The 11,794-nt window shown below is 70.3% G+C and carries 11 protein-coding genes and 1 tRNA gene; 6 read left to right on the top strand and 6 right to left on the bottom strand.

Annotated features, from left to right (window positions below; translation table 11 throughout):
- Positions 1-4: 4 nt before the first annotated feature.
- Complete coding sequence (locus tag AC3DEV_RS05390; protein ID WP_069388469.1) at positions 5-1,003, bottom strand: NAD(P)H-dependent glycerol-3-phosphate dehydrogenase; 999 nt, start codon at positions 1,001-1,003, stop codon at positions 5-7.
- Between the two features lie 111 nt (positions 1,004-1,114).
- Here AC3DEV_RS05390 and cofC point away from each other — a divergent pair, with 111 nt between their 5' ends.
- Genes cofC through AC3DEV_RS05375 form a run of 3 tightly spaced genes read left to right on the top strand, consistent with a single transcriptional unit; the run spans position 1,115 to position 4,829 of the window.
- On the top strand, positions 1,115-1,834 hold the full coding sequence (gene cofC, locus AC3DEV_RS05385) for a 2-phospho-L-lactate guanylyltransferase (protein WP_488371514.1): 720 nt from the start codon (positions 1,115-1,117) through the stop codon (positions 1,832-1,834).
- Entirely contained in the window at positions 1,831-3,927 is a 2,097-nt protein-coding gene (locus AC3DEV_RS05380; RefSeq protein WP_488371513.1) for an RNA degradosome polyphosphate kinase, read from the top strand. The genes cofC and AC3DEV_RS05380 overlap by 4 nt, the downstream gene beginning before the upstream one ends.
- Complete coding sequence (locus AC3DEV_RS05375) at positions 3,924-4,829, top strand: NUDIX hydrolase (protein WP_488371512.1); 906 nt, start codon at positions 3,924-3,926, stop codon at positions 4,827-4,829. Before AC3DEV_RS05380 ends, AC3DEV_RS05375 begins: the two co-directional genes overlap by 4 nt.
- A 22-nt stretch (positions 4,830-4,851) precedes the next feature.
- On the opposite strand, the gene AC3DEV_RS05370 is transcribed toward AC3DEV_RS05375, so the two are convergent.
- The 3 genes from AC3DEV_RS05370 to leuC form a co-directional block, all read right to left on the bottom strand.
- Positions 4,852-5,232 (bottom strand): HU family DNA-binding protein, encoded by a 381-nt coding sequence (locus tag AC3DEV_RS05370; RefSeq protein ID WP_067717527.1) that lies wholly within the window; start codon positions 5,230-5,232, stop codon positions 4,852-4,854.
- A gap of 133 nt (positions 5,233-5,365) precedes the next feature.
- Positions 5,366-5,962 carry a 3-isopropylmalate dehydratase small subunit gene (leuD, locus tag AC3DEV_RS05365; RefSeq protein ID WP_067717524.1) on the bottom strand — a complete coding sequence of 199 codons (597 nt, stop codon included), beginning with the start codon at positions 5,960-5,962 and terminating at the stop codon, positions 5,366-5,368.
- Positions 5,963-5,968: 6 nt separating this feature from the next.
- Positions 5,969-7,435: a 3-isopropylmalate dehydratase large subunit gene (gene leuC / locus AC3DEV_RS05360; RefSeq protein WP_067717515.1), complete on the bottom strand. Its 1,467-nt coding sequence runs from the start codon at positions 7,433-7,435 to the stop codon at positions 5,969-5,971.
- 68 nt (positions 7,436-7,503) lie between these two features.
- On the opposite strand from leuC, the gene AC3DEV_RS05355 reads away from it, so the two are divergent.
- The gene (locus AC3DEV_RS05355; RefSeq protein WP_067717512.1) at positions 7,504-8,205 is read left to right on the top strand and encodes an IclR family transcriptional regulator; all 702 of its coding nucleotides are present in this window, start codon (positions 7,504-7,506) and stop codon (positions 8,203-8,205) included.
- A 26-nt stretch (positions 8,206-8,231) separates the two neighbouring features.
- Here AC3DEV_RS05355 and AC3DEV_RS05350 read toward each other — a convergent pair whose 3' ends face one another.
- Positions 8,232-9,086, bottom strand: coding sequence for a TroA family protein (locus AC3DEV_RS05350; protein ID WP_488371511.1), 855 nt, complete (start codon positions 9,084-9,086; stop codon positions 8,232-8,234).
- Positions 9,087-9,162: 76 nt separating this feature from the next.
- Positions 9,163-9,235, bottom strand: a tRNA-Glu gene (locus AC3DEV_RS05345).
- A gap of 113 nt (positions 9,236-9,348) precedes the next feature.
- Between AC3DEV_RS05345 and AC3DEV_RS05340 the strand changes: the two genes are divergently transcribed.
- Positions 9,349-10,086, top strand: coding sequence for a TetR family transcriptional regulator (locus AC3DEV_RS05340; RefSeq protein WP_488371510.1), 738 nt, complete (start codon positions 9,349-9,351; stop codon positions 10,084-10,086).
- Positions 10,083-11,687: an MDR family MFS transporter gene (locus AC3DEV_RS05335; protein WP_488371509.1), complete on the top strand. Its 1,605-nt coding sequence runs from the start codon at positions 10,083-10,085 to the stop codon at positions 11,685-11,687. Before AC3DEV_RS05340 ends, AC3DEV_RS05335 begins: the two co-directional genes overlap by 4 nt.
- The last annotated feature ends 107 nt before the right edge of the window (positions 11,688-11,794 follow it).

Raw genomic sequence — 11,794 nt, 5'->3', positions numbered from 1 at the left:
GAGGCTACTCGGGCTTGGTGCTCCGCCTCATGAGGCGCACCGCCACCTCGACGGCGTCGCCCCCCTCGTGACAGATCTCGTGGATCGCCTCCGTCAGCGGCATCTCCACCCCGACCCTACGGGACAGCTCGCGGATCGACGTGCACGACTTGACCCCCTCGGCGACCTGACCGTTGGTGGCCTGCTGGGCCTGTTCCAGGGTCTCTCCCCTGCCCAGACGCTCGCCGAAGGTCCGGTTGCGGGACAGGGGCGAGGTGCAGGTCGCCACGAGGTCCCCGAGGCCCGCCAGCCCCGCGAAGGTCATCTGGTTGGCGCCCAGCGCCACACCGAGCCTGGTGGTCTCGGCCAGCCCTCGGGTGACGAGGGTGGCCATGGTGTTGTCGCCCAGCCCCATCCCGGTGGCGATACCGCACACGAGGGCGATGACGTTCTTGGTGGCGCCACCGATCTCGCAGCCCACGACGTCGGTGTTGGTGTACGGGCGGAAGTAGGGCGTGGAGAAGGCGTCCTGGAGCCGGGCCGCACGCTCGTCGTCCGTGCAGGCGATCACGGTCGCCGCGGGCTGCCCCTCCGCGATCTCCCTCGCGAGGTTGGGGCCGGACAGCGCGGCGATCCGGCGATCGTCGAGCCCGGTGACCTCCGCGACGACCTCGCTGATGCGCATCAGGGTCCCTGTCTCGATGCCCTTGGCCAGCGAGATCACCCCGGCCTCCGGCTCGAGGTGGTCGACCCAGTGCTCGAGGTTGCCCCGCAGACTCTGGGACGGGACCGCCAGCACGACCTCCTCGGCGCCGGCCAGGACCCGCGCCGGGTCGGTCGACGCGGTGACCGTCGCCGGCAGCACGATGCCGGGGAGGTATTTGGAGTTGCAGTGCGCGTCGTTGATCCCGGCTGCCACCTCGTCCCGACGGGCCCACATCACGACCTCGGATCCGGCGTCGGCGAGAACCTTGCCGACCGCAGTCCCCCAGGACCCCGCACCCATCACCGCGATCCGCGCCATCATCGCCTCCCGACCGTCGACCTGCTCCCGACCGCCACCCTCAGGCGGATCGTGGTCAAACGCTACCCGGCGGAGGACGCTCGTGAGGCCCGGCTGGCAGGATGGCGGGCGATGAGCACAGCGGGGCACGGCGGGTCGACGGCTGACGGGTGGACGATCGTCGTCCCCGTCAAGGCGCTCGAGCGCGCCAAGAGCCGGTTGGTGCCCGCACTCACCGCGGACGGCAGGAGGGCTCTCGTGGTGGCGATGGCCGTGGACGTCCTGGCCGCCTGCCGGGAGACCCCGGGAGTCGCCCGCGTTCGCGTCGTCTCCGCCGACCCCCGTGTGGAGGAACTGGCCTCGGGGGCGGGGGCGGAGTTCGTCGACGAACCCGCCCGTACGGACACCCGCCACGGTGACCCCCTCAATTTCGCCCTGGACAACGCACTCGCCGACGTCTCGGGCCCGGTCGGAGTGGTCGCGGCGGATCTCCCGGAACTGCGACCCGAGCACCTCGCGCGGATCCTGGACATCGCCGGCCGGCACCCGCACGCCACGGTCACGGACCACCGCGGAGCCGGGACCACGATGGCGTTCTGGACCGGCGCGCCCGCTCCCCGTGTCTGCCGGTTCGGTGTCGATTCGGCCGCCCGGTACCGCGACGAGGGCGGCGCGGTACAGATCGCGGCGGTGGGCGATCTGGCCGCCGCCGCCCGGGATGTCGACGTCCCGGAGGATCTCGCGAGGTTGCCGGGGCGGTCCGTCGGTCCCGCCACCGCCGGGGCCCTCCGTGACCCCTCCGTCCGCCTCCTCGCCCACGCGACCGGGGTATCGGCCACAATGGTCCCGTGACCGCCGAACCGACCGCCCTCCAGGGATTGCCCCGGCCCCGCGACCGCTACCTCAACCGCGAACTGAGCTGGCTCGACTTCAACGCCCGGGTCCTCGCACTCGCCGGGGAGAAGGACCTCCCGCTGCTGGAGAGAGCCAAGTTCCTCGCGATCTTCGCGTCGAACCTCGACGAGTTCTACATGGTCCGCGTGGCCGGTCTCCAGCGCCGCGACAAGACGGGACTGTCCGTACGCTCCGCGGACGGCCAGACCCCCGCCGAACAGCTGGGCCGCATCAGCCGACGGACCCGGGAACTGTGCGACGAACAGACCCGCCTGTTCGAGGACGAGATCCGCCCGGCGCTGGAGGAGCACGGGATCCGGATCCTGCCCTGGGCCGACCTCACGGCCGAGGAACGCTTCACCCTCGCGGAGCTGTTCCGGAACTCGATCTTCCCCGTCCTCACGCCCCTCGCTGTGGATCCTGCCCACCCGTTCCCGTACATCTCCGGGCTGAGCCTGAACCTCGCGGTGATCATCCGCGACCTGGACTCGGGCCAGGAGCACTTCGCCCGGGTGAAGATCCCGCACAACGTCCCGCGCTTCGTCCGGGTCGACCGCGGCGGCCCGGACGAGTACGCGTTCGTCCCCGCCGAGGACATCATCGCCGCGCACCTCCAAGATCTGTTCCAGGGCATGGAGGTCGTCGAGCACCACGTATTCCGGGTGACCCGCAACGCGGACATGGAGGTCGAGGAGGACCGCGACGAGGACCTGCTGCAGGCACTCGAGCGCGAACTCGCCCGCCGGCGCTTCGGATCGGCCGTGCGGCTGGAGATAGCGGAGGACACCACCCCGCGGATGCTCCGCATCCTGCAGCGTGAGCTCGACGTGGACTCGGCCGACGTCATCCGGTTCTCGGGCCTGCTGGACCTCACGGGGCTCTGGCAGATCCACGGGCTGGACCTGCCGGATCTCAAGGACCCGCCCATGGTGCCGGCCACTCCCCCGGCGTTCGGTGAGAGGGAGACGGCCCGCAACATCTTCGCCTCCCTCCAGGAGGGCGACGTCCTCGTCGAGCACCCCTACGAGTCGTTCGCCACCACGGTCCAGCGGTTCATCGAACAGGCCGCTGCCGACGACGACGTCCTGGCGATCAAACAGACCCTGTACCGGACCTCCGGCGACTCCCCCATCGTCAACGCGCTGGTCGATGCCGCCGCGGCCGGCAAACAGGTCGTCGCGCTGGTGGAGATCAAGGCCCGTTTCGACGAGCAGAACAACATCCGGTGGGCCCGCGAGCTCGAGCAGGCCGGGGTCCACGTGGTGTACGGCCTCCTGGGCCTGAAGACCCACTGCAAGACCTGCCTCGTGGTGCGCAAGGAAGGCGACCGGCTCCAGCGCTACGCGCACATCGGGACCGGCAACTACAACCCCAAGACGGCGCGCCTGTACGAGGACGTCGGCCTGTTCACCGCCGACGAGGACGTCGTGTCGGACCTGACGGATCTGTTCAACCACCTGACCGGGTTCTCCAACGTGAGCAAGTACCGCCGCCTCCTCGTGGCGCCGGAGGGCATCCGGTCGGGGATCATCGAGCGGATCGACCGCGAGATCGAGCTGGCCGCCGAGGGACGCGAGGCCGGTATCCGGCTCAAGGCGAACGCCCTGGTCGACGAGCAGGTCATCGATGCCCTGTACCGCGCATCCCAGGCCGGGGTGCCGGTCGACATCGTGGTCCGTGGCATCTGTTCCCTCCGGGCGGGCGTCCCCGGCCTGAGCGAGAACATCCACGTCCGCTCGATTCTCGGGCGCTTCCTCGAGCACTCCCGGATCCTGCACTTCCGGGGCGCCGACGAGGCTCTCATCGGCAGTGCGGACATGATGCACCGCAATCTGGACCGCCGCGTCGAGGTGATGGTCACCGTCAGCGATCCCCGGCTCAAGGCCCAGATCCACCGCATCTTCGACTCGGCCCTCGATCCGGCCACGCGCAGCTTCCATCTCCGGCACGACGCCAGCTGGGCCCGTATGCCCGCCCCGGAGGACTGGGCCGAGTCGGTCGACCATCAGGAGCGGTCGGCCTCACTGCACGCGGGATTCCGGGACCGATGAGCAAGAAGGCCACGGTCCGGGTGGTGCCGGCGGCGGGTGCGGTCCTGTACCGCACGGACGGCGACTCGCGCCTGTGTGCGGTGGTCCACCGCCCGCGCTACGACGACTGGTCCCTGCCCAAGGGCAAGGTCGACGCGGGCGAATCGTTGCCGGTCACCGCTGTCCGGGAGATCGCCGAGGAGACGGGGTTCACCGCCGTCCTGCAGTCCCGCATCGGCACCACCGGCTACCCCCTCAAGGAGAACACCCGCAAGGAGGTCACGTACTGGTCGGCGATGGCCCGCGAGGGGACCTTCGAGCCGAACTCGGAGGTCGACGAGATCCGGTGGCTCCCGGTGGAGCAGGCCAAGGATCTGGTCTCCTACCCGTTGGACCGTAAGATCCTCACCCGCTTCTGCGCGGCCCCGCCCGAGGGAAAGACCCTGCTCGTCGTCCGGCACGCCAAGGCCGGCAGCAGGAGCCAGTGGAGCGGGAAAGACGACCTGCGTCCCCTCGACAAGTCCGGACGGGCGCAGGCCGAGATGCTCGTGCCGATGCTCCGGGCGTTCGGCGTGACCCGGTTGTACAGCGCGCCCAGGGTCCGGTGCGAACAGACACTCGCGCCACTGGCGGACGAGCTCGGGGTGGGGATCGCGATCGAACCGGCGCTGAGCGACGAGGCGTACCTCGACGACCCGGCAGCCGCCGTGGCCCGGCTGGCCGCGATCGCCCCGGGCGACGGCGTCGCCGTGGTGTCCTCGCAGGGAACCGCCATCCCCGGGATGATCCGGGACCTGGCGGGCTCGACCGACATCGACGTCGGCGAGGCCGCCACCAAGAAGGCCGGCGTGTGGGCCCTGGGGTTCGACGGCACGCGGCCGACCTACGCCGACTACTACCCCAGCCCGCTACCGCTGTTCTGAGCTGCGGTAGCGGGCCGGTCGGTCAGCTGACCTTCTCGCGGTGGTTCACACCATTCTTGCGCAGGCCCCCGAACGACTGGTGGGAGCTGGAGCGCTTCGCGGCGAGCCGGTCCTCGGGGAGCGACTCGGTGCCCTGGATGACGGACTTGAAGTACTGGCCCGGCCGGAACACCGGTGAGTGGGTCGGCGGTACCGGGATCGACTCGCCGGTATGGGGGTTACGGGCGACCCGGGCCGCACGGGACTTCTTCTCGAAGATGCCGAAACCCATGATGGTGATGGATTCCCCGGACGCGACGGTCCGGACGATGATGTCGAGAGTGTTCTCCAGGGCCTCGGTGGCGAGTTGGTGATCTCCGCCCATCCGGTCCGCCAGTTCGGCGATCAGGTCGGCTTTGTTCACGTGGGGATCCCCCTTCGGGTGAGGTATGCGGGCGCGGTACCTGTCCGCGCCGAACTAAACATAAGCATACTCACATGGTTTCGCCACACGGGGCGTTTCGGAGGTTGCTCCGAAACGACTTCTTATCCCACGATCAGCGCGGGGTCGTGACCGGCTTGAACGCGGGTCGCCGACTCTCGAACTCCTCGATCCGGTGGGCTTCGCGCAGCGTGAGGCCGATGTCGTCGAGCCCCTCCATGAGACGCCACCGGGTGTTGTCGTCGATGTCGAACGGTACCGTGACGTCACCGGCCGTGACGGTGCGCGACCCCAGGTCGACGGTCAGCTCGATACCCGGTCGCTCGTCCATGACCTTCCACAGGAGTTCGACGTTCTCCTGCTCGACCTGGGCGGCCACGAGACCGGACTTCCCCGAGTTACCGCGGAAGATGTCGGCGAACCGCGAGGAGATGACCACACGGAACCCGAAATCCATCAGGGCCCACACTGCGTGCTCGCGCGAGGACCCGGTTCCGAAGTCCGGTCCGGCGACCAGGACGGAGGCGCGGTCGTAGGGCGCCCGGTTGAGGACGAAGTCGGGCTCCTTCGCCCGCCAGGAGGAGAAGAGTCCGTCCTCGAAGCCGGTGCGCGTGACGCGCTTGAGGTACTCGGCCGGGATGATCTGGTCGGTGTCCACGTTGGAGCGGCGCAGCGGGGCGCCGATGCCGGTGTGGGTGGTGATCGGCTCCATGAGGTGTCAGGCCCCCTTCGCGGGCTCGAGGTCGACGGGTGAGGCGAAGTGTCCGAGCACCGCGGTGGCCGCGGCGACCGACGGACTGACCAGATGGGTGCGGGCCCCCTTGCCCTGGCGGCCCTCGAAATTGCGGTTCGATGTGGACGCGCACCGCTGGCCCGGCAGCAACGAGTCCGGGTTCATGCCCAGGCACATCGAACAGCCGGGTTGGCGCCATTCGGCGCCGAAGGCGGTGAAGACCTTGTCCAGGCCCTCCGCCTCGGCCTGTTCGCGCACGCGCATCGAGCCCGGCACGATGAGCATCCGGACCCCGTCGGCCACCGTGTGACCGTCGACGACCTCGGCGACGGCGCGCAGGTCCTCGATGCGGCCGTTGGTGCACGAGCCGACGAACACGACGTCCACCGGCACGTCCCGCATGGGGGTGCCGGCCTCGAGGTCCATGTACTCCAGGGCGCTCTCGGCGGCGATGCGCGCGCTCTCGTCCGTGAACGACTCGGGGTCGGGGACGGCCGCACCCAGGGGCACGCCCTGGCCGGGGTTGGTGCCCCACGTGACGAAGGGGGTGAGGGCGGCACCGTCGATGACGACCTCGGTGTCGAACACCGCGTCCTCGTCGGTCCGGAGCCCGTCCCAGTACCGCACGGCCTCGTCCCACTCGTCACCCGCGGGCGCGTGCGGGCGACCGCGCAGGTAGTCGTAGGTGATCTGGTCCGGGGCGACCATGCCGGCCCTGGCACCGGCCTCGATGCTCATGTTGCAGATGGTCATCCGCGCCTCCATCGACAGCTTCTCGATGGCCTCGCCGCGGTACTCGATGATGTAGCCCTGCCCGCCGCCGGTGCCGATCTGGGCGATGACGGCCAGGATGAGGTCCTTGGCGGTGACGCCGGGCTGCAGCTCGCCGGTGACGGTGACGGCCATGGTCTTGAACGGGCGCAGGGCCAGCGTCTGGGTGGCCATGACGTGCTCGACCTCGGAGGTGCCGATGCCCATCGCGATGGAACCGAACGCCCCGTGCGTCGAGGTGTGCGAGTCACCGCATACCACGGTCATGCCCGGCTGGGTCAGGCCGAGTTGCGGACCCACGACGTGGACGATCCCCTGCTCGAGGTCGCCCATCGGGTACAGCCGGACACCGAACTCCTCGCAGTTGGAACGCAGCGTCTCGATCTGGATCCGCGAGGTCTGGTCGGCGATGAGGTTGACCGCGCCGCCGACGATGTCGGTCGGGACGTTGTGGTCCTCGGTCGCCAGGGTCAGGTCCGGGCGGCGGAGCCGGCGTCCGGCCAGGCGGAGACCGTCGAAGGCCTGAGGGCTGGTGACCTCGTGGACGAGGTGGAGATCGATGAACAGCAGGTCGGGCCCCCGGGACCCGCCCTCGCCCTCGCCCTCGACCACCACGTGGTCGTCCCAGACCTTCTCGGCCAGGGTCCGCGGTCGCGTGCCGCCGGACACGGTCTCGTTCATCACGCCTCCACTCCACGTCCTGATGGGATCCGATGGATTCTCACCATGTAGGACGATATAGTCGAACTGTGAGACAGTATAGCGGGATCGGGGTCCTCGACAAAGCGATGACGGTGCTCCACGCCGTGGCCGAGCAACCGTGCGTCCTGGCCGACCTCTGCGAGCGGACGGGCCTGCCTCGCGCGACCGCCCACCGGCTCGCGGTGGGGCTCGAGATCCACCAACTCCTCTCCCGTGACGACGCCGGGGTGTGGAGCCTGGGGCCCGGTCTGGCCAAGCTCGCCGCGCACGTGTCGGACTCCCTGGCCGAGGCCGCGTCCTCCGTGCTGCCCCGCCTGCGCGAGGTGACCGAGGAGAGCGTGCAGGTGTACCGGCGCGACGGTGACCGCCGGATCTGTGTGGCCTCCGCGGAACCACCGACGGGACTGCGGGACACGGTGCCCGTCGGGGCGATCCTGCCCATGACACGGGGCTCGGGCGCGAAGGTGTTGGCGGCGTGGGCCGACCCCGCCACCCAGCGCACCCTGCTCGCCGACGCCACGTACACCGAGCGCCAGCTCGCCGACGTCCGGCGGCGCGGCTGGGCGCAGTCGGTCGCCGAGCGGGAGGCGGGCGTGGCCTCGATCTCCGCGCCGATCCGGGATGCCGCCGGCACGGTGGTCGCCGCGATCTCCGTGTCGGGCCCGGTCGACCGCATCGGTCGCCGCCCCGGCGTGAAGTGGGCGGCCGATCTGCTCGCCGCCGCCGATGCGATCCACAAACGGCTCTAGTCGACAGGGACGCCGCCGCGCCGGCCCTACGCGGGCCGCCGGCCGCGGGTGAGCCGCTCGAGCGCCCATGGCAGGCTGGCCACGCTTGGTTGGCGCGCCGCGGCCACGAGATCGTCGTCGCGCGGGTCCACCCGCACCACCTGCAGGCCCGGCCGCCGGAGGTTCCGGTACGGAACGGGGTCGGGGCGCGAGTCCACGTCGAAGCCCAGCGCACGGATCTCGGCGCCGAGTGGCGACGTCGCCGCGAGGGTGGCGACGGGGGTGTCGGGCCGCGCGCCGGTGCCGATGACGACGACGAGGGCGTCCACCCCGAGGCGACGCTGCCCCTCCGACCACTCCTCGAGCGCCTTCTCGGCCGTCTCGGCTGCCGGGGTGGGATCGCGGTCGACGGCCCCGGCCACGAGATCGAGGTGGTCCCGCCACCCGGGTCTCCCCTGCGGGTCGACGATCACCGTGGCGAGCTGCTCGTACCCACGGAGCTCGGGCCCGGTGACGTCGGCCGCGACCAGGACGAACGCGTCCACCCCGAACGGCAGCAGCGACCGCAGGCTCGGCAGTCCGGGGCCGTCCCACTCCGGCGACGGCGGTGCCGGGTGGTCGCGCCACGGTCGCGGGCCCGTCCCGTCGACGGCCCACGCGGCGGTGGGCTCACGGTCGAGGGCGTGCAGGACGTCGAGGTCGGCCGAGGAGAGCGCGATGAGGCGGCGTGGCGGAGCGTCCGGTGTGGGGGTACGGATCGGACTGGGGGGAGTCAGCGGGTCGCTCGCCGTCGGAGCCGGTGTCGTCGTCGTCGACCCCCCTCCCGGGCCGCACGCGGTGAGCCCCGCGAGGGTCAACCCGCCACCGACGGCCAGGCGGAGGAGGTCACGGCGAGAGGTCACCCCGGTGATCCTGCCACGGCCACAAATGCGAGATGTCCCGGCTCGTCGTTGCCGACGAACCGGGACATCTCCCCTGTACCCCCGATGGGATTCGAACCCACGCTACCGCCGTGAGAGGGCGGCGTCCTAGGCCGCTAGACGACGGGGGCTTGGCGCTCGACCACTATATCCGGACGGTGGACGACGAGCCAAATCGCGACACCACCCCCGTACACCGGGTGTAAAGATGCACTCGGTGAAGTAAGCGGCTATCGTGACTGGAATGTCCTCTCCCCCCGACCCCGACTCACTGCGCGACCGGAAGCGCCGCGCGACCATGGTGTCCATCGAGAACGCGGCGACCTCCCTGGTGCTCGAGTACGGCTTCGACGCGGTGACGGTCGACCAGATCTGCGCCGCCGCCGAGATCTCCAAGCGGACGTTCTTCAACTACGTGCCCTCCAAGGAGGCCGCCGTCATCGGCGCCACGCCCGAGGACGTCACCGACACCGACCGCGCTGCCTTCCTCGACCGCGGCGAGGAGGGCGTCCTCGACGCGCTACTCCGTCTCTACCTCGCCGCCTTCGCGACGACCCGCACCGCCGACAGGGACCAGACCGCCACGCTGGCCCAGCGCCGCCGGGCCATCTTCCGCGCCGAGCCCGAGCTGGCGGCCGCGCGGATGACCGCCTCGTCTCGCTTCCAACTCCGCCTGACCGACCTGGTCATCGTGCACCTCGACCGGCACCCGTCGCTGCGTCGGCTGGCCGGGGTGGCGGTCGAGGCCGAGGCCCGGGCCTGCGTGGCCCTGGTCGCGGCATCGGCGAACCTCGGGCTGTCCGCGTGGCTCGCCCGCGACTCCGCCACCTTCGAGGACCTCGACGGTGACTGCGCCACCGCGTTGCGGCAACTCGCCCTGCTCGCCGGTGCACCCGACACCACCGCACCCGACACAACCGCACCCCCCGCCACGACGCCCACCGCACCCTCAGCCTCACATCCCGCCGGGAGTCCCGCATGAGCGAAACCGATATCCGCACCTCCGCGCCCTCCCCCGGCGCCGATCCGGGAACCACGACCTCCGCGTCACCGGCGCCGGTGACCCACAACGTGCCGCTGGTGTTCACCTCCTTGCTGCTCGGGATGCTCATCGTCTCCCTGGGCCAGATGATCTTCGCCACGGCACTGCCGACCATCGTGGCCGACCTCGGTGGGGTCGACCGGATGAGCTGGGTCATCACCGTCTACCTGCTCACCATGACGATCGGCCTGCCGGTCTACGGCAAACTCGGCGACCAGATCGGCCGCAAGCCGCTCTTCGTGACCGCGATCCTCCTGTTCTCCGCGGGCTCTCTTCTGGGGGCGGTCGCGTGGGACATCGACCTGCTCATCGTGGCCCGCGCGATCCAGGGGCTCGGGGGTGGCGGTCTCATGGTGCTCTCCCAGGCGATCGTCGCCGACGTCGTCCCCGCCCGGCAGCGCGGCCGGTACATGGGCGTACTGGGTGCCGTCTTCGGCTTGTCCTCCGTCCTCGGGCCCCTGCTCGGCGGGTTCTTCACCGAGGGCCCCGGTTGGCGCTGGGCCCTGTGGTTCAACCTCCCCGTGTGCCTGGTCGCCCTCGTCGTGGCCGTGGTCTGGCTCCGCCTGCCGAATCGTGGCGCCGGTCGACGAACCGACTGGCCCGGCACGGTCCTCATGGCCACCGGCACCACCGCTCTGATCCTCATCTCCTCCTGGGGCGGTAACCGGTACAGCTGGACGGACCCGATGATCCTCGGCATGGGCGCCCTGTTCGTCGTGTGCGCGGTCGCGTTCGTCCTGGTGGAGTTGCGCTCGGAACACCCGCTGATCCCCATGACGTTGTTCGCCGAGCGGAACTTCTCGCTCTCGACCGGCGCCGGGCTCCTGGTCGGTGTCGCGATGTTCGGCTGCATGGCGTACCTGCCCACCTACATCCAGATGGTCCACGGGCTCGGCCCCACCGCCGCCGGACTGATGATGACGCCGATGATGGCCGGCATGATGGGCACGTCCATCATCGTGGGCAACATCGTCAGCCGGACCGGCCGATACAAGTGGTACCCGGTGGTCGGCACCGTGATCATGGCCGCGGGCCTGTGGCTCATCGGTTCGCTGGAGGCCGGAGACACCCTGGTGCACCTGGGCGTGGTGCTGTTCGTGTTCGGCTTCGGTCTCGGATTGTGTATGCAACTGCTCGTACTGATCGTGCAGAACACCTTCCCGATCACGATGGTCGGCACCGCCACCGCGTCCAACAACTTCTTCCGCCAGATCGGCGGCACCATGGGTTCGGCGATCGTGGGTTCGCTGTTCGTCAGCCGGCTCGCCGATCTCATGGGCGAGCGGGTCCCCGCCGCGGCCGCGGAACTCGGTCCCGAGGGCGCCGCGGTGGCCGAGACCTTCTCGAACGGTTCGGGCGCGGCCAACTCCATGAGCCCGGAGATCCTGGCCGGGTTGCCCGGGCCCCTGCACGACGCGATCGTCGGTTCCTACAACGACGCGTTGGTGCCGATCTACCACGTCGTGGTGCCGCTCATCCTGGTCGCCACGGTGCTTCTGCTGTTCGTGCGCGAGGACACCCTCAAGGAGACGGTGGACTGATTCTCCTCCCACGCCCCCGCGTCCCGGCTCACCGTCCGTCGGCGCGGGGGTGAGGAGTCCGTCACGGAATCCGTACGCGCGGCAACCGTCCCGTCACGCGCTGTCAC

This window comes from Dietzia sp. IBK-p2-15D (assembly GCF_057773105.1).
The sequence above is the reverse complement of the archived record's forward strand: the minus strand, read 5'-3'. Positions and strand labels throughout refer to the sequence as shown.